This is a genomic window from Thalassovita aquimarina (assembly GCF_018219815.1).
GTDB lineage: Bacteria > Pseudomonadota > Alphaproteobacteria > Rhodobacterales > Rhodobacteraceae > Thalassobius > Thalassobius aquimarinus.
In genome coordinates this window covers 330,611-351,433 of sequence record NZ_JADMKU010000002.1, presented here as the reverse complement: position 1 = coordinate 351,433, position 20,823 = coordinate 330,611, and the positions used below count along the sequence as shown (strand labels likewise).

Below are 20,823 nucleotides of genomic sequence, written 5' to 3'. Positions count from 1 at the left end.
TTGCTCCACCTGCGCCAATCGGCGTATCAATCCAAAGGGCTCCGGTTCCGACTGGTTGAAAGTTCAGTGGCAGGTCATAATCCCGAAGATCCGTCACAGTTTTAGATGGTCACGTCAGGTTGGATCGCCTCAAAGCGGGTATGTTTGAAACACTATCTGCTTGAGCCGCGCCGGTTTTGCCTCATTGGGTACGGATGTTCCGCAGATGAGGCTGATGGTAGACCACACGCGCAGCAAGGGCCTTTTCGACAAGGTTCGTTCGAATGCGATCAAGGATGACATGCAATTCAATCGAGGCGTTGGCGGGTTCATATCAATCGATGCCCAACGGGCATCGCCGGCGGTGTAGAACATGTCACCGACGTTGATGACACCGTCGTAAAACGACTGTCGAAAGAGGCGATGCCGAGAAAGGCTTTTGCAAAGGTGGTGTATGGCCGATTGGTTGCTCAGCAAGCAACGAACAACAGGTGGGCCGCAGGAAGGGCCGAAATCGGCCCTGCCCCCTAAGGGGCTAACGAATATAACGATTTCGAGAAGTTTTGGTGCCCAGGAGAGGACTCGAACCTCCACGTCCATACGGACACTAGCACCTGAAGCTAGCGCGTCTACCAATTCCGCCACCTGGGCAGGTGTCGTGGGGGGCGATGTATCCCCGCCCGCAGGTGGTGTCAACGAGGTTTTTCAACTTTTTTCATCAAAGCCATATCTCCTTGTGAAAACGCCCTCGTGAAGCTAGGAACGACGCAGCGAATTCTATCTGCCGGAGTCATCCTCATGTCGAAACTCGTGACCATCTATGGCGGGTCGGGCTTTGTTGGCCGCTATATCACGCGGCGACTGGCAAAAGACGGCTGGCGCATCCGCGTCGCCGTGCGCCGCCCGAACGAAGCGATGCATGTAAAACCCTATGGTGCGCCCGGACAGGTCGAACCGGTACTGTGCAATATCCGCGATGATGCCAGTGTCGCCGCGGTGATGCAGGGGGCTGATGCGGTGGTGAACTGCGTCGGGCTGCTGGCGGAAGCGGGCAAGAACACCTTCGACGCGGTTCAGGCCGAAGGCGCCGGGCGCATCGCCCGCATCGCCGTCGAACAGGGAATCGAAACGATGGTGCAGCTGTCGGCGATCGGCGCCGATGCCGAAAGCCAAAGCGATTACGCCCGTACCAAGGCCGAAGGCGAAGCCGCCGTTCTGGCGCATATGCCCGGGGCGGTGATTTTGCGCCCGTCGGTGATCTTCGGGCCCGAGGACGATTTCTTCAACCGTTTCGCCTCGATGTCGCGGATGGGTCCGGTGCTGCCGATCGTCGGCGGCAATTCGAAGTTCCAGCCGGTCTATGTCGATGACGTGGCCCAGGCCGCCGTTCTGGCAGTCGAGGGCAAGGCCGAGGCGGGCGTTTACGAACTGGGCGGTCCCGATGTGAACACCCTGCGCGAACTGATCGGTCAGATGCTGAAAGTGATCCACCGCCGCAAGCTGGTGCTGAACCTGCCGTTCTGGTTGGCGCGCATCGTTGCCTTCTTCGGTGAACTGGGGGGCAAGATCAGCCTTGGCCTGATCAAGTCGCCGCTGACCGGCGACCAGGTGAAGCTGCTGGCCAATGACAACGTGGTGTCCGAAGGCGCCCGGGGGCTGGCCGATCTGGGCATCGCCCCGGTGGCGGCAGGCGCGGTTCTGCCCGACTACCTGTGGCGGTTCCGTCCGACGGGCCAGTACGATGCGATCAAGGATTCGGCGAAGAACCTGAAGATCGGTTGATCCGGTTCATATCGTGATTGAAGGGGTGGGCCGTGGTCCGCCCCTTTTTCATGCGTAGGCGATGAAAAGCAGGATCACGCCGAGGATCACGCGATAGATCACGTAGGGTGTGAAGCTGGTCGAACGCAGCAGTCGCATCATCAGGCTGAGCGCCAGCAGTGCGGACAGGAAAGACATCGCGGCGACGATGGCCCCGTCCCGCGCGGCGGCGGCATCCGCAGTTTCGATCACCTGGGCTGTCAGCAGTGCGCCGCTGGCGAAAATCGTCGGGATCGACATCAGCATCGACAGTTTCGCCGCGTCGTGCCTTTGATATCCAAGCAGCCGCCCGGCGGTGATGGTGATCCCCGACCGCGACGTGCCGGGTATCAGCGCCACCGCCTGCCACAACCCCATGACGATTGCTTCCTTCAGGGACCAATCCGTGTCGGATTTCGGCGACGGGTCCTTGCGGTCGGCCCAGAACAGAACCAGGCCAAAACCCAGCATCGTCCAGCCGATCACCGCCGTGCTGCGCAGCACCTCGTCGAACCCGGTCAGCTTCAGCGCCAGCCCGAACAGGATGACGGGAATGGTCGCAAGCGCCAGAAGAAAGGCCAGTTTTGATCCCGGCGTGTCGATCCGGCCGGTCAGCATCCGTGGAATGCCCGCCAGCCCGACCCGGACATCGGCCCAGAAATACAGCACCACCGCCGCCAGCGTGCCGACATGGGCGGCGACGTCGATCACCTGTCCCTGATCCTGCAGCCCGGTCAGATTCGGAATGAGAATCAGGTGGCCAGAGGAAGAAACGGGAAGGAATTCGGTAACGCCCTGAATCAACGCGATAATGAGCAGGTGGAACAGGGGCATTGGCGGCTCTGTGATGAAGGTGTCTCCTGTGGTATAAAGCATTGAGAATGTGGCGAAAGATTTTTTATGGGTCCGGATCGGACCTATAAGTTGCGCCAAATTGCTGCAGGGCGGCAGATTTTACGCTTATTTCTACATTATAGGTAAGCTCTTCTGACTTTTATTTCCTTCGCAGGTAACGTAAGAAGCGCTGACTCTAATTCTTCCTTCAGGAAAGGCAGCAACGTGGCAAAGCAACCGATGCTGAAATTCGTGACGATTGAACGCGACATGCCGGAAAAGCGTGACGCCGATCAGCGCAACAAGGATTTCAACGAAATCTACGCGGAATTCGCCGACGAAAAGGCCAAGGAACAGGCCAGCCGCTGCAGCCAGTGCGGCGTTCCCTATTGTCAGTCGCATTGTCCGCTGCACAACAACATTCCCGACTGGCTGCGGATGACCGCGACCGGCCGGCTGGAAGAAGCCTATGCGATCAGCCAGTCGACCAACACCTTCCCGGAAATCTGCGGCCGTATCTGCCCGCAGGATCGCCTGTGCGAAGGCAACTGCGTGATCGAACAGTCGGGCCACGGCACCGTGACCATCGGATCGGTGGAAAAATACATCACCGATACCGCCTGGGAAAAGGGCTGGGTGAAACCGATCGCACCGGCGAGCGAACGCGATCAGTCGGTCGCCATCATCGGCGCGGGTCCGGGCGGGCTGGCCGCGGCCGATATGCTGCGCCGCGAAGGGGTGCAGGTCACCGTTTACGACCGTTACGACCGGGCCGGCGGGTTGCTGACCTACGGCATTCCGGGCTTCAAGCTGGAAAAGGACGTGGTGATGCGCCGGGTCGATCAGCTGGAAAAATCCGGCGTCGAATTCGTTCTGAACTGCAACGTCGGCGAAGACATCAGCTTCGACGCGATCCGCGGCAAGCATGACGCGGTCCTGATCGCCACCGGCGTGTACAAGACCCGCGACCTGACCGGCCCGGGATCGACCGCCACCGGCATCGAGCGGGCGATCGACTACCTGACCGTGTCGAACAAGCTGAGCTTTGGCGACGATGTGCCGGAATACGAAGACGGATCGCTGAACGCCGCCGGCAAGAAGGTCGTGGTGATCGGCGGCGGCGACACCGCGATGGACTGCGTGCGCACCGCGATCCGGCAGGGCGCGACTTCGGTCAAATGCCTATACCGTCGTGACCGCGCCAACATGCCGGGGTCGCAGCGCGAAGTTCAGAATGCCGAGGAAGAAGGCGTCGAATTCGTCTGGCTGGCCGCGCCGAAAGGGTTCGTGGGCGATCCGGTCACCGGCGTGATGGTGCAAAAGATGCGCCTCGGCGCGCCGGACGCCACGGGCCGTCAGGCTCCCGAGGTGATCGAAGGCGCCGATTATGTCGAAGAAGCCGATCTGGTCATCAAGGCGCTTGGGTTCGAACCCGAAGACCTGCCCAAGCTCTGGGGCGTCGATGGGCTGGAAGTGACCCGCTGGGGCACCATCCGCGCCGATTTCCAGACCGGGCAGACCTCGCTCGATGGGGTGTTCGCCGTGGGCGACATCGTACGCGGCGCCTCTCTGGTGGTCTGGGCGATCAAGGACGGGCGCGACAGCGCCGAGGCGATCCTCGATTACCTCAACGACGCCAAGGCCGTTGCCGCCGAATAAGCCATTCCGGGCGGTCCCCCGCCCGCCCCACCGAATTCTCTAGGACCCGCTGCCGGGTCCTGACCCACCAGACAAGGAAGGGTTGGATATGACGAAATATGATGAAAACTGGGTCGCGGCCGAAGAAGCCAAGCGCCAATGGGTTGCCGAAAACGGCATGTACCGGGTCGAGGACGAACATTCGTCTTGCGGCGTTGGCCTTGTCGTGTCGCTGGATGGCAAACCGAGCCGCAAGGTCGTCGATGCAGGTATCACCGCGCTGAAAGCGATCTGGCACCGTGGTGCCGTGGACGCCGACGGCAAAACCGGCGATGGCGCGGGCATCCATGTGCAGATCCCGGTGCCCTTCTTCTATGACCAGATCCGCCGCACCGGCCATGAACCGCATGCCGACCGCCTGATGGCGGTGGGGCAGGTGTTCCTGCCGCGTACCAATTTCGGGGCGCAGGAAACCTGTCGGACCATCGTCGAAAGCGAAGTGCTGCGGATGGGGCATTACATCTATGGCTGGCGTCACGTGCCGGTCGACATTTCCTGCCTGGGTGAAAAGGCCAACGCGACCCGGCCCGAAATCGAACAGATCCTGATTTCCAACGCCAAGGATATCAGCGAGGAAGAATTCGAACGCGAACTTTACGTGATCCGCCGCCGGATCGAAAAGGCCGCCGCCGCCGCCGGTATCGGCAGCCTCTACATCTGTTCGCTGTCCTGCCGGTCGATCATCTACAAGGGGATGATGCTGGCCGAACAGGTGGCCGAATTTTATCCCGACCTGAAGGACGAACGCTTCGAATCCGCCTTCGCGATCTATCACCAGCGGTATTCGACCAACACCTTCCCCGAATGGTGGTTGGCGCAACCGTTCCGCATGCTGGCCCATAACGGCGAAATCAACACGCTGAAGGGCAACGTGAACTGGATGAAGAGCCATGAAATCCGCATGGCGTCCAGCGCCTTCGGCGACCTTGCCGAAGACATCAAGCCGATCATTCCGTCGGGATCGTCGGATTCGGCCGCGCTGGACGCGGTGTTCGAGGTTCTGGTGCGCGCCGGGCGCAATGCGCCGATGGCGAAAACCATGCTGGTGCCCGAAAGCTGGTCGAAGCAGGCCAAGGAACTGCCCGAAGCCTGGCGCGACATGTACAGCTACTGCAATTCGGTGATGGAACCATGGGACGGCCCTGCCGCCCTGGCGATGACCGATGGCCGCTGGGTCTGTGCCGGTCTGGACCGTAACGGCCTGCGTCCGATGCGCTATGTGGTGACCGGCGACGACCTGCTGATCGCTGGGTCCGAAGCCGGGATGGTGCCCACCGACGAAGCATCGGTGAAGGAAAAGGGCGCGCTTGGCCCGGGGCAGCTTCTGGCCGTCGACATGGAAGAAGGCCAGCTGTTCCATGACACCGAAATCAAGAACAAGCTGTCATCGGCCCAGCCCTTCGGCGATTGGGTCGGCAAGATCAACGACCTCGACGAAGCCCTGTCCGGCCTGACCGAGAAACCGGTCTATACCGGAGCCGAACTGCGCAAGCGGCAGATCGCTGCGGGCTACAGCATCGAGGAACTGGAACAGATCCTCGCCCCGATGGCCGAAGACGGCAAGGAAGCGCTTGCCTCGATGGGCGACGATACGCCCTCGGCGGTGCTGTCGAAACAGTACCGGCCGCTGAGCCACTTCTTCCGGCAGAACTTCAGTCAGGTGACCAACCCGCCGATCGACAGCCTGCGCGAATACCGGGTGATGTCGCTGAAGACGCGCTTCGGCAACCTCAAGAACGTGCTCGACGAAAGCTCGGCCCAGACCGAAATCCTGGTGCTCGAAAGCCCCTTCGTGGGCAACGCGCAATGGGAAGAACTGATGCGCCAGTTCAACGCTGATCTGGTTGAAATCGATTGTACCTTCCCGGCCGGATCCGACAGCGGCGCCCTGCGCGCCAATCTCGAACGGATTCATAACGAAGCCGAAGACGCCGTGCGTTCCGGCGCTGGCCACCTCGTGCTGACCGACCGGAACCAAAACGCAGACCGGATCGCGATGCCGATGATCCTGGCCACCAGCGCGGTGCATTCGCATCTGACCCGCAAGGGGCTGCGCACCTTCTGTTCGCTGAACGTACGTTCGGCGGAATGCATCGACCCGCATTATTTCGCGGTGCTGATCGGCTGCGGCGCGACTGTCGTGAATGCCTATCTGGCCGAAGACAGCCTTGCCGACCGGATCGAACGCGGTCTGCTCGAAGGCACCCTGACCGAGGCAGTGAAGCGCTATCGCGATGCAATCGACCAGGGCCTGCTGAAGATCATGGCGAAGATGGGCATCTCGGTTATCTCGTCCTATCGCGGTGGCCTGAACTTCGAAGCGGTGGGCCTGTCGCGCGCCATGGTGGCGGAATTCTTCCCCGGCATGACCTCGCGCATCTCGGGCATCGGCGTCAGCGGCATTCAGAAGAAGGTCGAGGAAGTCCACGCCCAAGGCTGGCGCGGCGGCCGCGACGTGCTGCCGATCGGCGGCTTCTACAAGGCGCGCAAATCCGGCGAAACCCATGCCTGGGGCGCTCAGACCATGCACCTGATGCAGCAGGCCTGCAATCGCGCCTCCTTCGAGTTGTGGAAACAGTATTCGGCCAAGATGCAAAGCAATCCGCCGATCCACCTGCGTGACCTGATGGATTTCAAGCCGCTGGGCACCGCGCTTCCGATCGAGGAAGTGGAATCGATCACCTCGATCCGCAAGCGCTTCGTGACGCCCGGCATGTCGCTCGGCGCGCTCAGCCCCGAGGCGCACAAGACGCTGAACGTGGCAATGAACCGGATCGGCGCCAAGTCGGACAGCGGTGAGGGCGGTGAAGATCCGGCGCATTTCGTGCCGGAACCCAATGGCGACAACCCGTCGGCCAAGATCAAGCAGGTGGCTTCGGGCCGGTTCGGCGTGACCGCCGAATACCTGAACCAGTGCGAAGAACTGGAAATCAAGGTGGCCCAGGGCGCCAAGCCCGGCGAAGGCGGCCAGCTGCCCGGCATGAAGGTCACCGACCTGATCGCCCGTCTGCGCCATTCGACGAAGGGCGTGACGCTGATTTCGCCGCCGCCGCACCACGACATCTACTCGATCGAGGACCTGGCGCAGCTGATCTACGACCTCAAGCAGATCAACCCGCGCTGTAAGGTGACGGTGAAATTGGTGGCGTCCTCGGGCGTTGGCACCATCGCCGCCGGCGTGGCCAAGGCCAAGGCCGACGTGATCCTGATTTCCGGCGCCAATGGCGGCACCGGCGCGTCGCCCGCGACCTCGATCAAGTTCGCGGGTCTGCCGTGGGAAATGGGCCTGACCGAGGCGCACCAGGTTCTGGCGATGAACAACCTGCGCGAACGCGTGACCCTGCGGACCGATGGCGGTCTGCGCACCGGTCGCGACATCGTCATGGCCGCCATGATGGGTGCCGAAGAATACGGCATCGGCACCGCCGCGCTGATCGCGATGGGTTGTATCATGGTGCGTCAGTGCCAGTCGAACACCTGCCCGGTGGGCGTCTGTACCCAAGACGAATCCCTGCGCGCCAAGTTCACCGGCAATGCCGACAAGGTGGTGAACCTGATCACCTTCTACGCGCAGGAAGTGCGGGAAATCCTCGCCTCCATCGGTGCGCGGTCGCTGGACGAAGTGATCGGCCGTGCCGACCTGCTGAGCCAGGTCAGCCGCGGGTCCGCGCATCTGGACGATCTGGACCTGAACCCGCTGCTGCTGATGGTCGATGGCGTCAAGGACATCACCTATGACCGCAACAAGCCGCGCAACGCGGTGCCCGACACGCTGGATGCGGAAATCGTGCGCGACGCGCAGCGGTTCCTCGAAGACGGCGAAAAGATGCAGCTCAGCTACGCGGTGCAGAACACCGACCGTACCGTCGGCACACGCGTTTCCAGCCACATCGTCAAGAATTTCGGCATGCGCAATGCGCTGCAGCCGGACCACCTGACGGTGAAGCTGACCGGGTCGGCCGGTCAGTCGCTGGGCGCCTTCGCGGCACCGGGGCTGAAGCTGGAAGTGTCGGGCGACGCCAACGACTATGTCGGCAAGGGCCTCAGCGGCGGTACCGTTGTGGTGCGTCCGCCGATGGCAAGCCCGCTGGTGGCCGAGGACAATACCATCATCGGAAACACCGTGCTTTACGGGGCGACCGACGGGTACCTGTTCGCGGCGGGCCGCGCCGGGGAACGCTTCGGGGTCCGGAACTCGGGCGCCAAGGTGGTGATCGAAGGCTGCGGATCGAACGGTTGTGAATACATGACCGGCGGCGTGGCGGTGATCCTGGGCTCCATCGGCGCCAACTTCGGTGCCGGCATGACCGGCGGCATGGCCTATCTCTACGATCCGGAAGGGCAGGCCGACACCATGATGAACATGGAAACGCTGGTGACCTGCCCGGTGACCGTGCCCTACTGGCACGATCAGCTGAAGGGCCTGATCGAACAGCACCTGGCGGAAACCGGCAGCCGCAAGGCGGCCGAGATCCTGCAGCACTGGGACCTTGAGGTGAAGAACTTCGTCCAAGTCTGCCCGAAAGAGATGCTGGTGCATATCCCGCACCCGCTGAGCCTTGAGGAAACCGCGGTCCCGGCGGAATAAAACCCGCTTTCAACGATATCGAGAACGGCGGCCCGTGCGGCCGCCGTTTTCATTTGGATCAGACCTCGGCCAAACCCACGACGTAGTTCTTGCCGTAGACGTTGGCGCATTTCGGGCAGGTGGTGTAGAAGAACCAGACCTCGCCGTCGGTCTTGCCGCGCGCGGCGGCCATGTCCTTCATTTCCTGATACCAGCCCTTGGCCTCGCGATAGGGGCCTTCGAACACCTTGGTGATGAAATTGCCCGACAGGGTCACCATCTCTTCGTCCTGCACCGGTTTCGAGACGGCGAACAGGTGTTCGGATTTCCACGGCGACAGATCCCGGCTCATCACGATCGTGTCGTCGGGATCGAACCCGCCGGCCTCCTCGACATGGGCCTGGACCCGGGAAAACACCTTGCCCATGTTCAGCGGTACATGCATCGCGGACCGGGTTTCGGCGCGCAGGAAGGGCTTGTCCATGAAATGCAGTGTCACCCCGTCCCAGCCCTCGGGGTGGAAGCGCGGACAGCATCCGGTGGGATTGTCGGTCATGTCGTAATGCGGCAGTTGGTTGGTCTTCATCGCAGAACTCCTTTGCAGCATGCCGATTGAATAAGGCGCTTCGCGAAGGACCGCCTTGATTTGGGGCAAAACGAGCAGAGGCCTTTTCTCGACCCCGGCCCGCGCCTATAGCTGGGACATGGCAGGCAAGACCCGGACATCGAGGAAAAAAACCAAGAAGAAGCAGCCGACTCGGCCGTTCCGCTGGCTGGCCCGCTGGACTCTGCGCGGATTGATCGTGGCCTGGGGGCTGTCGATGGTGTGGATCGCGGCCTATGCCTTCGTCGATCCGCCCGTCACGATCTACATGAAGCAGGAAGAAAACCGCCTTGGCGGGATCAAGCGGCAATGGGTCGACCTGGACGACATCGCGCCGGTGATGGCGCGGTCGGTGGTGGCGGCGGAGGATGCCAATTTCTGCAATCACTGGGGCTTCGACATGTCGGCGATTCGCGCCGCGATCGAGGACGGCGCGAATCGCGGTGCCTCCACGATCAGCCAGCAGGTGGTGAAGAACACCTTCCTCTGGCATGGCCGCAGCTGGCCGCGCAAGGCGCTGGAAACCCTGATGACGCCGATGGTCGAACTGGTCTGGACGAAACGGCGTATCGTCGAGGTCTACCTGAACGTGGCGGAATTCGACGAAGGCGTGTTCGGTGTCGATGCGGCGGCCCGGCATTATTTCGGTGTCAGCGCGGCGAAGCTGAGCCCGGTGCAGGCTGCGCGGCTGGCGGCGATCCTGCCCTCGCCCAAGGCGCGGTCGGCATCGAAACCCGCCGAATTCGTCCGCCGCCGCGCGGCGGTGATCATGGACGGGGCGGAAACGATCCGCCGAGACGGCCGCGCGGCGTGTTTCGAGGATTGAAAATCCACGCCCGAGCGGGCATTCAGGGTCACGCCCGTTCCCGTTAATCAGAGATCCGAGTGCCGATGGCCAAGCTGTACCATTTTCCCCTGTCCCCGTTCTGCCGCAAGGTCCGCCTGTGCCTGGCCGAGAAGCGCATCGAATGCGAACTGGTCGAGGAACGTTACTGGGAACAGGATGCCGATTTCCTGCGCCGCAATCCCGGCGCCAAGGTTCCGGTGCTGCGGCTGGACGGCAAGACGATGGCCGAAAGCGGCGCGATCTGCGAATACCTCGAAGAGGTCTATCCCGATCCGCCACTGCTGCCGCGCACCCCGGATGAACGCTACGAGGCGCGCCGGCTGGCAGCGTGGTTCGATGACAAGTTCCATCACGAGGTGACTTCGAAGCTGCTCTACGAGCGGGTCAACAAGAAGGTGATGGGGCTTGGCTATCCGGATTCGAAGAACGTGAAAGCTGGGGCGCAGAAGATCAAGTATCACCTCGATTACATGGCGTGGCTGTTGGACCAGCGCCGCTGGCTGGCGGGCAACGACATGAGCATCGCCGATTTCGCCGCCGCCGCGCATCTGTCATCGCTCGACTATATCAGCGACGTGGACTGGAACCGGCACGCGGTGGTCAAGGATTGGTATGCCAAGATCAAGTCGCGCCCGGCGTTCCGGTCGATCCTGGCCGACCAGATTCCCGGTTTTCCGCAGCCGGCGCATTATTCCGATCTGGATTTCTGATCCGGCCGCGCTTTGGGGGCGCTGCCCCCGTCGCCCCTTGGGCGACTCCCCCGGGATATTTGGGAAAAGAAGAAGATGGGAGTTGCGCTGAAACAGAGACTGGTCGAGCGGGCCCTCGAAGAGGGGTTCGACGCCTGTCGGATCTGCGGGCCCGGCGACATCCCGCAGGTGCCCGATCGTCTGGCCGCGTTTTTGGACGCAGGCCGGCACGGGCAGATGGAATGGATGGAGAATCGGGCGGAATGGCGCGGCAATCCGGCCGCGCTCTGGCCCGAGGCGCGGTCGGTCATCATGCTGGCGGAAAGCTATACGCCGCAGCATGACCCGCTGGAAATTCTGCAGCACCGAGACCGGGGGGCGATTTCGGTCTATGCCCAGAACCGCGATTACCACGACCTGGTCAAGAAGCGATTGAAGCGTCTGGCGCGCTGGCTGATCGCGGAGGCCGGCGGCGAGGTGAAGGTGTTCGTCGATACCGCGCCGGTGGCGGAAAAGCCTTTGGGGCAGGCGGCGGGGCTGGGATGGCAGGGCAAGCATACCAACCTGGTCAGCCGCGATTTGGGCAGCTGGTTCTTCATCGGATCGGTGTTCACCACGCTGGATATAGAGACTGATCCGGCCGAAACAGATCATTGCGGATCCTGTACCGCTTGCCAGGACATTTGCCCCACGTCGGCGTTCCCGGCGCCTTATCAGATCGATGCGCGGCGCTGTATTTCTTACCTGACCATCGAACATCACGGGCCGGTGGACGAAGACCTGCGCCCGATGCTGGGCAACCGCATCTATGGCTGCGATGACTGCCTTGCCGCCTGCCCGTGGAACAAGTTCGCGGTGCAGGCGCGTGAATTGCGTTACCATGCGCGCGAAGAACTGAAGGCGCCGGGACTGGCCGAACTGGCCGCGCTGGACGATGCCGGGTTCCGGGCGTTTTTTTCCGGCAGTCCGATCAAGCGGATCGGCCGCAACCGTTTCGTGCGCAACGTGCTGTACGCGGTCGGAAATTCCGGTGCGCCCGACATGATCCCGGTGGCGCAGCGATTGGTCGGGGACGATGACGCGACCGTAGCGGATGCGGCGCGTTGGGCGGTGGCGCGGCTGAACACGAATTCGCCATCGCAGTGAAACAAGGCTTTGCTTTCGCGCATTTTGCACCATCTTAGCAGGGCGAAACAGGACGGGAGGGCCGAGATGCCGAAATACGAGAAAAACCTCGACGTGGTGGCCAATCTGACCCCGGAACAGTTCTGGGTGACGCAGGAAAACGGAACCGAACGGCCCGGTTCGGGCAAGTTGCTGCGCAACACCGAACCGGGGATTTATGTCGACGTGGTGTCGGGAGAGCCGCTGTTCGCGTCGTCGGACAAGTATGAATCGGGGTGCGGATGGCCCAGTTTCACCAAGCCGATCGAACCTGCCAACATTGCCGAACTGGACGACACCAGCCACGGCATGGTGCGGACCGAGGTCCGCTCGGCCCATGGTGACAGCCATCTGGGCCATGTGTTCAACGACGGGCCGCCGGATCGCGGGGGCTTGCGCTATTGCATCAATTCGGCGTCGCTGCGCTTCATCAATCGTGACGACATGGAGGCCGAGGGCTATGGCGATTACCTGAACCAGGTGGAGGACGTATGATGGAACAACGCGCTGTTCTGGCAGGGGGCTGTTTCTGGGGCATGCAGGACCTGATCCGCAAGCTGCCCGGGGTGATCCGCACGCGGGTGGGCTATACCGGCGGCGATGTGCCCAACGCGACCTATCGCGACCACGGCACCCATGCCGAGGGGATCGAGATCATCTTCGATCCCGCCAAAACGAGCTACCGCAAGCTGCTGGAATTCTTTTTCCAGATTCACGACCCGACGACGCTGAACCGGCAGGGCAATGATATCGGGCTGAGCTACCGGTCCGCGATCTACTACGTGGACGAGGCGCAGAAAGAATGCGCGCTCGATACCATCGCCGATGTCGAGGCCAGCGGGCTGTGGCCCGGCAAGGTGGTGACCGAGGTCGAACCGGTGGGCGACTTCTGGGAAGCGGAACCCGAACATCAGGATTACCTAGAACGGTTGCCCAATGGCTACACGTGTCATTTCGCGCGCCCGGACTGGGTGCTTCCAAGCCGGAAATAGAGACTGATCCAGCGGAAAACGGGCGCTCTGACGAGCGCCCGTTTCAGTATCAGAAGCGGAAATTGACCTTGGCCGCGGCCGTGGTCGCTTCGACATCGATGCCCGATCCGTTGAAATCGTCGAAGGCGTGATACAGGACCTCGCCGCCGATCGACACCTTGTCGGTCAGCATGTGTTCATAGCCGATCCCGGCGAAATACCCGGTATCCTCTCCCAGGTTTGCCAGCGAGGCCTGGGCGGCACCGCCGGTGGCATAGAGCAGACCGCGCCCCATTTCGTAACCGGCGCGCAGCTTCAGCCGGGCCACGCTTTCCAGCGTATCGGCGCCGCCGACATCGATATCGGAGATGTCGTAATCAATCCCCGCGCCCAGCACGATATTGCCGAGGTCGTAGTCGTAGCCGAGGCTCAGACCGCCGATCATGCCGTCACCGCTGAGCGACGCGGCGCCCGAGGTGCTGACGTCGGCGTAGCCGAGGCTCAGGCCGCCATAGGCGCCGGTCCAGTCGATGCCGGGCGACGCAACCGGGGCCGGGGCGATGACGGGGTCTGCCGGGGCCGGGGCGACCGATCCGGCAAAGGCGGGGGCGGCGATCAGGGCCGCGCCCACGGTGGCAAGGCTCAATCGTTTGAAAGTCATATCCAGTTCCTTTCGTTCTTCGTTTTGGCATGGGGCCCGATGGCCGCATGCAGGGTTGAACGAATGGTAATCTGGGGCTCGTTGGATGGATTTAAACCCGACGGTTTCGTGTCGGCCAAAGCCTGCCGATGCCCTCGGGTCAGCTCGGCGGGTTCCGGCTGAACATGTCGCCACAGGTTTCCCGCAGTGCCTTCTTCTGCACTTTTCCCATCGTGTTGCGGGGCAGTTCCGGCACAAACAGGATCTTTTTCGGCTGTTTGAACTTGGCCAAGTCGCGACCGGTCACGGCCTCGATCTGCTCCGGCGTCAGCGCGGGGTCTTCGCGGACAACCACGGCCACTACCGCTTCGCCGAAATCGGGATGCGGCACGCCGATGACGGCGCTTTCCAATACGCCCGGGATGTCGTCGATCAGGCTTTCCAGCTCTTTCGGGTAGACGTTGAAGCCGCCGGTGATGATCAGATCCTTGGCGCGGCCGACGATGGTGACGTAACCGTCAGCGTCGCGCGTGGCCAGGTCGCCGGTGATGAACCACCCGTCGGGGCGCAGTTCCTCGGCCGTCTTTTCCGGCATCTGCCAGTAGCCCTGGAACACGTTGTCGCCGCGTACCTCGATCACGCCGATTTCGCCGGGGCCCATTTCCTTGCCGTCGGCCATGATCCGTAGTTCGACCCCCGGCAGCGGGAAACCCACGGTGCCCGCACGGCGTTCGCCGTCATAGGGATTCGAGGTGCTCATGTTGGTTTCGGTCATGCCGTAGCGTTCAAGGATGCGATGGCCGGTGCGCTGTTCCCATTTCTCGTGCGTGTCGACCAGCAGCGGGGCGGACCCGGAAATGAAAAGCCGCATGTTTCGGGACTGTTCCAGCGTCAGGCGCGGGCTGTCCAAAAGCCGGGTGTAGAAGGTCGGCACCCCCATCAGCGCGGTCGCGTTCGGCATCGCGTCGAGGATCGCTTCGGCATCGAACTTGGGTAGGAACACCACCGAGGCCCCGGCCAGCAGGCTGACATTGGTGGCGACGAACAGACCGTGGGTGTGGAAGATCGGCAGCGCGTGGATCAGCACGTCGTCAGCGGTGAAGCGCCACAACTCGCGTAGGCTTTCGGAGTTGGAGGCGAGGTTCTTGTGGCTCAGCATCGCGCCCTTCGACCGCCCCGTGGTGCCGGAGGTGTAAAGGATCGCGGCCAGGTCGTCGGCGCCGCGCGGCACCGGCTGAAAATCGGGATCGGCGGCGGGCAGGTCTTCCATCAACGTCCCCTTGCCGCCCTTGTCCAGCGTGAACACGGTTGCGTCGCCGGCCAACGGGATCAGTTCCGCCACCCGGCCCGGATCGCAGACCAGGATGCGCGGGGTGGCGTCGGTGACGAAATAGGCCACTTCAGAGCCTGTGTAGGCGCTATTGAGCGGCAGGAAGATGCCGCCGGCCAGAACCGTGCCAAGGTACAGCTCGACCGCTTCAAGCGTCTTTTCCACCTGCACCGCGACCCGGTCACCGGGGCGCAGGCCGGTTGCGATCAGCTTCTGCGCCAGCCTCTGCGCCCCTTCGAACAGCGCGGCATAACTCACGTCGGGCAGGCCGGGGCGGGTGGCGAAGACTTTGTCGGGGGTGGTGTCCGCGGCTTGAGACAGGCGGCTGACAAGGTAGTTGGCGTCGAACATGGTCTTCCCGATCCTCGTGAATTTTGCATTCTGGCCATGCTGTTTTCGCATGGATTTTCGCAAGTGCAAGGGGTGGACCTTTTTCATTAACCCGTTCAGCATCCCCGCGACCGCGAGGAGACCCCGAATATGAACCCGGCCAAAGGTATCACCCTGAAAATCGCTTCGGTGCTGATGTTCATTACCATGGCGTCGCTGATCAAGGCGACATCGGGCCACGTCCCGCCCGGCGAGGCGGTGTTTTTCCGCTCGCTGTTCGCCATGCCGGTGATCTTCGGCTGGCTCTGGCTGCGCGGCGATCTGCGCACCGGGCTGAAGGTGGCGTCGCCGATGGGGCATTTCTGGCGCGGTTTCGTCGGCACCGCCGCGATGGGGATGATGTTTGCCGGGCTGGGGCTGTTGCCGCTGCCCGAGGTGACCGCGATCGGCTATGCCGCGCCGCTGCTGACGGTGATCTTCGCGGCGATGTTCCTGGGCGAAAAGGTGCATCTGTTCCGGATGACGGCGGTGGGGCTGGGGCTGATCGGGGTTCTGATCGTGATCGAACCGCGGCTGACCCTGTTTGCGGGGGAAACGGTGAAGACGACGCAGGCGCTCGGCGCGGCCTTCGTGCTGCTGGGGGCGGTGTTCGCCGCGCTGGCGCAGATCCACGTCCGCAACCTGGTACAGACCGAACAGACATCGGCCATCGTGTTCTTCTTTTCGCTGACCTCGACCACGCTGTCGCTGCTGACGCTGCCGTTCGGCTGGGTCGTGCCCGACCTGCCCGAGGCGGGGTTGCTGATCGTGGCGGGGCTGGTTGGCGGACTGGGGCAGATATTCCTGACCTCGGCCTACCGCTTCGCCGGGGCCTCGGTGGTGGCGCCGTTCGATTACGCCTCGATGCTGTTCGCGCTTCTGATCGGGTATTTCGTGTTTTCCGAGATTCCGACACAGCAGATGTTGCTGGGCGCGTCGCTGGTGATCCTGGCCGGTGTCCTGATCATCTGGCGCGAACATGCGCTCGGGCTGAAGCGGGCCAAGGCGCGGTCGGGGATGACGCCGCAGGGCTAGGGCCGAAACGGCCGAATAAACCCATATTAGAGACTGTATCGGGCATGGTTGCCGCCCGGCCCCGAGGCCGGGCCGGTCATTTCCCGGTCAGCGCCGCATAGGCGTATCCCGGCGACATCAGCACCCGGCGGAACCGGCCCAGCGGGAAACGGCCCGGTATATCGCGCATCAGGGCGGGATAGAGCCTGTCAGGATCCTTCCCCCGGGCGATATCGGCCAGCAGCGCTCCGGCATAGGATCCCATCGCGACACCATTGCCGTGATAGGCGAATCCGACATAGGCCCCCGGCAGTTCCGGGATCGGTCCGACATAGGGCGCGCGCTTGGCCGAAAAGGCCAGGATGCCGTTCCAGCAATGGGGCGTTTCCACATGCGCCCAGTCGGGAAAGACCGCTTCGAAACGTTCACGGGTGCGCCGGTGCAGCGCTGCGTCGACCTTCGGCGATGAATTCAGGCCGCCGCGCATGCCGAACAGGAACTGCCCGTTCGGCATCAGCCGGAAATAATTCAGGAAGGTCTGGTGGGTATAGGCCATCTGATCGCTGCCCCACCCGGCGCGGATTTCGTCCGGGGTCAACGGCCGGGTGACCAGCACGTTGGATTGCAGAGGCATGTAGCGGCCGCGCATCCAGTCAGGCACGTCCTCGGAGGAATAGCCGTTGGTGGCAAAGATCACCTTGTCGGCCTGCACGTCGGCCCCGGGCGTTTTCAATGCGAAGGCTTCGCCGTCGCGCCTGACCGACAGAACCGGGCTATGCCCGTGGATCGTCACCCCAGCCGCAAGGCAGGCGCGGGCCAGCCCATCGGCATATTTGCGCGGGTTCAGTCCGAAACCGTTGGGCAAAGTCAGCGCCCCGAAAAACCGCCCGCGCATTCCCTGCGCGGCCATCTCTTCGGCCTCGATCAGGTCTGTTTTGACGCCGTAAACAGTCTCTAATTCGGCCTGTTCTGCGCGCAGATCCCGCATGGCGGCGGGCGAATGGGCCAGGATGGTTTCGCCGTCGGAATGGATATCGGCATCGGTGCCCGTCCGGGTCAGGAACGACCGGACCTGTTCGATCGCGGCGATTTCCGTGGCGCCCCATTCCTTCAGCCCTTGTTCTCCGTGTCGCTTGGCGATGGCCTTGAACGACAGGGCAGTCCCGCCCAGGCAACAGAATCCGCCATTGCGGGCCGAGGCGCCCCAGCCGGGGCTTTCGGCCTCTAGAACGGTGACGTCATGGCCAGCCTGCGCAAGCCGCAGAGCGGCGTTCAATCCGGTGAACCCGGCGCCGATCACCGCGAATTCGCTGCGGATTGTGCCCTGTGCCGGCGACAACGGGTCGCCGGGCAGAGTGCTCGCCCCCCAGAAACAGCGCTGGTGCGGTCCCGGGCCATAGGCGTACTCCGGCATGATCCGACGCATTAGCTTTTCACCGCCTCCAGTTCTTCGCGCTGCTGCCGCGCCACCGACCGTTTGGACACCAGTGAGGCGGAAATGACACCGACGGTGACGATCGCGATCATGATGGTCGACAGCGCGTTGATTTCAGGGCTGACGCCCAGACGCACCGCCGAGAAGATCTTGATCGGCAGCGTGGTGGCCGAGGGTCCGGCGGTGAAGGATGCGATCACCAGGTCATCAAGCGACAGGGTGAAGGCCAGAAGCCAGCCGGAAAGAACCGCCGGGGCTATGATCGGCAGGGTGACCAGCCAGAAGGACTGCATTGGCGTGCAGCCCAGATCGCGCGCCGCTTCTTCCAGCGATTTGTCGAAGCTGACCAGCCGCGACGACACCACCACCGAAACGTAGCACATCGAAAAGGTCGTATGCGCCAGAACGATGGTGAAGATGCCGCGATCCAGCCCGATCCCGATGAACAGCAACAGCAGCGACAAGCCGGTGATCACTTCGGGCATCACCAGCGGTGCGTAGATCATGCCGGAAAACAGCGTCCTGCCCAGGAATCGGCCGCCGCGCACCAACACATAGGCCGCCATCGTGCCCAGGACCGTTGCGATCGTGGATGAAGACACCGCCACTTGCAGTGTGACCCAGGCCGCGTCCAGGAAGGCTTCGTTCTGCATCAGTTCGCCATACCAGCGGGTTGAAAAGCCGGCCCAGACGGTGACCAGCTTCGAAGCGTTGAAGCTGTAGATCACCAGGATCACCATCGGCAGGTAGAGAAAGACGAAGCCGAGCGTCAGGGACGTGGCATTGAACCATGAAAACCGTCTCATTGATCCGCCTCCCGTGCTTTCTGTTCGTTGCGCTGGAACAGGATGATCGGGATGATCAGGATCAGCAGCAGAACCACCGCAACGGCGCTGGCCACCGGCCAGTCACGGTTGGAGAAGAATTCCTCCCACAGCACCTTGCCGATCATCAGCGTTCCCGATCCGCCCAGCAGCGACGGGATCACGAATTCGCCAAGCGCCGGGATGAAGACCAGGAAACTGCCGGCGATGATGCCGTTTTTCGACAGCGGGATGGTCACCAGCCAGAATGCCGACAGGCGCGAACACCCAAGGTCCTCGGCCGCCTCCAGCAGGCTGCTGTCGAGCTTTTCCAGAGCCGCGTAGATCGGCAGGATCATGAACGGCAGATAGGTGTAGACGATGCCGATATAAACCGCCGTGGGCGTGTTCATGATATGCAGGGGTTCCGAAATCACGCCGGTCCACAACAGGAACTGGTTCAGCAATCCTTCATTGCCCAGGATGCCCATCCAAGAATAAACCCGGATCAGGAAGCTGGTCCAGAACGGCAGGATTACCAGCATCATCAGCGTCGGGCGCCATTCATCCGGCGCCTGCGCCATGCCATACGCGATGGGATAGCCGACCAGCAGCGTCAGCAGCGTCGACAGGGCGGCGATTTTCAGACTGGACAGGTAGGCTTTCCAGTACAGATCGTCCTGGGACAGCCAAGTGAAGTTTTCGAAATCCAGCTGCGACAGGAAATCCTTGAAGCCCTGCCAGCCTTCCGACCATTCGATCACCGGCAGGTAGGGCGGGATCGCCAGCGCGGTGTCGCTGAGCGAAATTTTCAACACGATCAGGAACGGCACCAGGAACAGCGCCAGAAGCCAGACGTAGGGGGTGAAGATAAGGAGGAAACGTCTCATCCTATTGCTCCAGCACCGACCCGGCCGTCAGGGTCCAGCTGAGCCAGACATCGTCTTCCCAGGTGAAGCTGCGCCGTGACAGGCGGCGGGTGTTGGCGGTCTGCGCCTTGATCGTCTTCCCGCCAGGAATTTCGACATGGTAGGTCGAGATATTGCCCAGATAGGCGATGTCGACGATCTTGCCCTTGATCGAGTTATAGGCGCCGTCGGGTTTGTCCATCGACACGGCGATCTTTTCCGGGCGAATGGCGATATAGGCTTTCTGCCCGTCGCTCATTTCCAGGTTGCTCTTGGCGTGGAACGGTTCCTGGCCCTCGGCCCAGGTGATGTCATAGCCGTCTTCGCCGACCTTCTTGGCGGTGCCCTCGATGATGTTCACGTCGCCGATGAAATCGGCCACGTAGCGCGAATTGGGTTCTTCGTAGATCTTGTCGGGCGTCGCCACCTGGATGATCTTGCCTTCGTCCATCACCGCGACGCGGCTGGCGACGGTCATTGCCTCTTCCTGGTCGTGGGTCACGATCACGAAGGTGGTGCCGGTCTTTTCCTGGATATCCATCAGTTCGAACTGGGTGTCCTGGCGCAGCTTCTTGTCGAGCGCGCCCAGCGGTTCGTCCAGCAGCAGCAACTTCGGCGCCCGCGCCAGCGACCGGGCCAGCGCCACGCGCTGCCGCTGACCGCCCGAGATTTGATGCGGTTTTCGCTTCGCGAACCGTTCCAGCCGGGTCAGTCGCAGCATTTCGTCGACCCGCGCTTCGATTTCGCCTTTCGGCATGTTCATCCGTTTCAGGCCGAAGGCGATGTTGTCCCATACCGACAGATGCGGGAACAGCGCGTAGGACTGGAACATCATGTTCACCGCGCGCTCATTGGGCGGCACTTTCGCCATGTCCTGACCGGCCAGCAGGATCTGGCCGGTGGTTGGTTCCTCGAACCCTGCCAGCATCCGCATCATCGTGGTTTTGCCGCAGCCCGACGGGCCCAGCAGCGCGAAGAATTCGCGCTCGTATATGTCCTGCGTCAGATTGTCGATTGCGGTGAAGCTGCCGAAGCGCTTGGTGACGTTCTTGAACTGAATCAGCGGCTTTTCCCGGGGCTCCTCCCAAGGAGCGAATACGGTCTGAGTCATGGCTGTCCTTGCTGGAAAAAGGGCCCGCGCCGGTGTGGCGCAGGCCCATGTTGGAGACGG

The 20,823-nt window shown here is 62.4% G+C and carries 17 protein-coding genes and 1 tRNA gene; 9 read left to right on the top strand and 9 right to left on the bottom strand.

Going from position 1 to position 20,823, the window contains the following annotated elements:
- Positions 1 to 543: 543 nt before the first annotated feature.
- Positions 544 to 630, bottom strand: a tRNA-Leu gene (locus IT775_RS04200).
- 147 nt (positions 631 to 777) lie between these two features.
- Here IT775_RS04200 and IT775_RS04195 point away from each other — a divergent pair.
- Positions 778 to 1,761, top strand: a complete 984-nt coding sequence (locus IT775_RS04195) for a complex I NDUFA9 subunit family protein (protein ID WP_212699821.1) — start codon at positions 778 to 780, stop codon at positions 1,759 to 1,761.
- A 48-nt stretch (positions 1,762 to 1,809) separates the two neighbouring features.
- On the opposite strand, the gene IT775_RS04190 is transcribed toward IT775_RS04195, so the two are convergent.
- Positions 1,810 to 2,613, bottom strand: a complete 804-nt coding sequence (locus tag IT775_RS04190) for an undecaprenyl-diphosphate phosphatase (RefSeq protein ID WP_212699820.1) — start codon at positions 2,611 to 2,613, stop codon at positions 1,810 to 1,812.
- A 225-nt stretch (positions 2,614 to 2,838) separates the two neighbouring features.
- Between IT775_RS04190 and IT775_RS04185 the strand changes: the two genes are divergently transcribed.
- Positions 2,839 to 4,272, top strand: coding sequence for an NAD(P)-dependent oxidoreductase (locus tag IT775_RS04185; protein WP_212699819.1), 1,434 nt, complete (start codon positions 2,839 to 2,841; stop codon positions 4,270 to 4,272).
- Positions 4,273 to 4,360: 88 nt separating this feature from the next.
- The gene (gene gltB, locus IT775_RS04180; protein WP_212699818.1) at positions 4,361 to 8,899 is read left to right on the top strand and encodes a glutamate synthase large subunit; all 4,539 of its coding nucleotides are present in this window, start codon (positions 4,361 to 4,363) and stop codon (positions 8,897 to 8,899) included.
- Between the two features lie 58 nt (positions 8,900 to 8,957).
- On the opposite strand, the gene IT775_RS04175 is transcribed toward gltB, so the two are convergent.
- Entirely contained in the window at positions 8,958 to 9,464 is a 507-nt protein-coding gene (locus tag IT775_RS04175; protein ID WP_212699817.1) for a hydrolase, read from the bottom strand.
- Positions 9,465 to 9,582: 118 nt separating this feature from the next.
- Between IT775_RS04175 and mtgA the strand changes: the two genes are divergently transcribed.
- The 5 genes from mtgA (at position 9,583) to msrA (ending at position 13,174) form a co-directional block, all read left to right on the top strand.
- Positions 9,583 to 10,308 (top strand): monofunctional biosynthetic peptidoglycan transglycosylase, encoded by a 726-nt coding sequence (gene mtgA / locus IT775_RS04170; protein WP_212699816.1) that lies wholly within the window; start codon positions 9,583 to 9,585, stop codon positions 10,306 to 10,308.
- A 65-nt stretch (positions 10,309 to 10,373) separates the two neighbouring features.
- Entirely contained in the window at positions 10,374 to 11,039 is a 666-nt protein-coding gene (fzlA, locus tag IT775_RS04165) for an FtsZ-binding protein FzlA (RefSeq protein WP_212699815.1), read from the top strand.
- 75 nt (positions 11,040 to 11,114) lie between these two features.
- Complete coding sequence (gene queG / locus IT775_RS04160) at positions 11,115 to 12,164, top strand: tRNA epoxyqueuosine(34) reductase QueG (RefSeq protein ID WP_212699814.1); 1,050 nt, start codon at positions 11,115 to 11,117, stop codon at positions 12,162 to 12,164.
- Between the two features lie 66 nt (positions 12,165 to 12,230).
- Positions 12,231 to 12,677, top strand: coding sequence for a peptide-methionine (R)-S-oxide reductase MsrB (msrB, locus tag IT775_RS04155; RefSeq protein WP_212699813.1), 447 nt, complete (start codon positions 12,231 to 12,233; stop codon positions 12,675 to 12,677).
- Positions 12,674 to 13,174 (top strand): peptide-methionine (S)-S-oxide reductase MsrA, encoded by a 501-nt coding sequence (gene msrA / locus IT775_RS04150; RefSeq protein ID WP_212699812.1) that lies wholly within the window; start codon positions 12,674 to 12,676, stop codon positions 13,172 to 13,174. Before msrB ends, msrA begins: the two co-directional genes overlap by 4 nt.
- 49 nt (positions 13,175 to 13,223) lie before the next feature.
- Here the strand turns inward: msrA and IT775_RS04145 are convergent, their stop codons facing one another.
- Both IT775_RS04145 and IT775_RS04140 read right to left on the bottom strand, forming a co-directional pair.
- Positions 13,224 to 13,814, bottom strand: a complete 591-nt coding sequence (locus tag IT775_RS04145) for an outer membrane protein (RefSeq protein ID WP_212699811.1) — start codon at positions 13,812 to 13,814, stop codon at positions 13,224 to 13,226.
- 139 nt (positions 13,815 to 13,953) lie between these two features.
- The gene (locus IT775_RS04140; RefSeq protein ID WP_212699841.1) at positions 13,954 to 15,474 is read right to left on the bottom strand and encodes a malonate--CoA ligase; all 1,521 of its coding nucleotides are present in this window, start codon (positions 15,472 to 15,474) and stop codon (positions 13,954 to 13,956) included.
- A gap of 129 nt (positions 15,475 to 15,603) precedes the next feature.
- On the opposite strand from IT775_RS04140, the gene IT775_RS04135 reads away from it, so the two are divergent.
- Positions 15,604 to 16,527: a DMT family transporter gene (locus IT775_RS04135; protein WP_212699810.1), complete on the top strand. Its 924-nt coding sequence runs from the start codon at positions 15,604 to 15,606 to the stop codon at positions 16,525 to 16,527.
- Between the two features lie 76 nt (positions 16,528 to 16,603).
- Here the strand turns inward: IT775_RS04135 and IT775_RS04130 are convergent, their stop codons facing one another.
- From IT775_RS04130 to IT775_RS04115, 4 genes are read right to left on the bottom strand one after another with little or no spacing between them, the layout of a single operon-like run.
- Positions 16,604 to 17,932, bottom strand: coding sequence for an NAD(P)/FAD-dependent oxidoreductase (locus tag IT775_RS04130; protein WP_212699809.1), 1,329 nt, complete (start codon positions 17,930 to 17,932; stop codon positions 16,604 to 16,606).
- Positions 17,932 to 18,747, bottom strand: coding sequence for an ABC transporter permease (locus IT775_RS04125; RefSeq protein WP_212699808.1), 816 nt, complete (start codon positions 18,745 to 18,747; stop codon positions 17,932 to 17,934). The genes IT775_RS04130 and IT775_RS04125 overlap by 1 nt, the downstream gene beginning before the upstream one ends.
- Positions 18,744 to 19,634, bottom strand: a complete 891-nt coding sequence (locus IT775_RS04120; protein WP_212699807.1) for an ABC transporter permease subunit — start codon at positions 19,632 to 19,634, stop codon at positions 18,744 to 18,746. Before IT775_RS04120 ends, IT775_RS04125 begins: the two co-directional genes overlap by 4 nt.
- Position 19,635: 1 nt before the next feature.
- Positions 19,636 to 20,763: an ABC transporter ATP-binding protein gene (locus IT775_RS04115; RefSeq protein WP_212699806.1), complete on the bottom strand. Its 1,128-nt coding sequence runs from the start codon at positions 20,761 to 20,763 to the stop codon at positions 19,636 to 19,638.
- Positions 20,764 to 20,823 lie beyond the last annotated feature (60 nt).

Excerpts from the sequence above, each read along its gene's own strand:
- IT775_RS04195 (WP_212699821.1), top strand. The coding sequence starts at position 778 with ATGTCGAAACTCGTGACCATCTATGGCGGGTCGGGCTTTGTTGGCCGC.
- IT775_RS04190 (WP_212699820.1), bottom strand. The coding sequence starts at position 2,613 with ATGCCCCTGTTCCACCTGCTCATTATCGCGTTGATTCAGGGCGTTACC.
- gltB (WP_212699818.1), top strand. The coding sequence starts at position 4,361 with ATGACGAAATATGATGAAAACTGGGTCGCGGCCGAAGAAGCCAAGCGC.
- IT775_RS04175 (WP_212699817.1), bottom strand. The coding sequence starts at position 9,464 with ATGAAGACCAACCAACTGCCGCATTACGACATGACCGACAATCCCACC.
- mtgA (WP_212699816.1), top strand. The coding sequence starts at position 9,583 with ATGGCAGGCAAGACCCGGACATCGAGGAAAAAAACCAAGAAGAAGCAG.
- fzlA (WP_212699815.1), top strand. The coding sequence starts at position 10,374 with ATGGCCAAGCTGTACCATTTTCCCCTGTCCCCGTTCTGCCGCAAGGTC.
- queG (WP_212699814.1), top strand. The coding sequence starts at position 11,115 with ATGGGAGTTGCGCTGAAACAGAGACTGGTCGAGCGGGCCCTCGAAGAG.
- msrB (WP_212699813.1), top strand. The coding sequence starts at position 12,231 with ATGCCGAAATACGAGAAAAACCTCGACGTGGTGGCCAATCTGACCCCG.
- msrA (WP_212699812.1), top strand. The coding sequence starts at position 12,674 with ATGATGGAACAACGCGCTGTTCTGGCAGGGGGCTGTTTCTGGGGCATG.
- IT775_RS04145 (WP_212699811.1), bottom strand. The coding sequence starts at position 13,814 with ATGACTTTCAAACGATTGAGCCTTGCCACCGTGGGCGCGGCCCTGATC.
- IT775_RS04140 (WP_212699841.1), bottom strand. The coding sequence starts at position 15,474 with ATGTTCGACGCCAACTACCTTGTCAGCCGCCTGTCTCAAGCCGCGGAC.
- IT775_RS04135 (WP_212699810.1), top strand. The coding sequence starts at position 15,604 with ATGAACCCGGCCAAAGGTATCACCCTGAAAATCGCTTCGGTGCTGATG.
- IT775_RS04130 (WP_212699809.1), bottom strand. The coding sequence starts at position 17,932 with ATGCGTCGGATCATGCCGGAGTACGCCTATGGCCCGGGACCGCACCAG.
- IT775_RS04125 (WP_212699808.1), bottom strand. The coding sequence starts at position 18,747 with ATGAGACGGTTTTCATGGTTCAATGCCACGTCCCTGACGCTCGGCTTC.
- IT775_RS04120 (WP_212699807.1), bottom strand. The coding sequence starts at position 19,634 with ATGAGACGTTTCCTCCTTATCTTCACCCCCTACGTCTGGCTTCTGGCG.
- IT775_RS04115 (WP_212699806.1), bottom strand. The coding sequence starts at position 20,763 with ATGACTCAGACCGTATTCGCTCCTTGGGAGGAGCCCCGGGAAAAGCCG.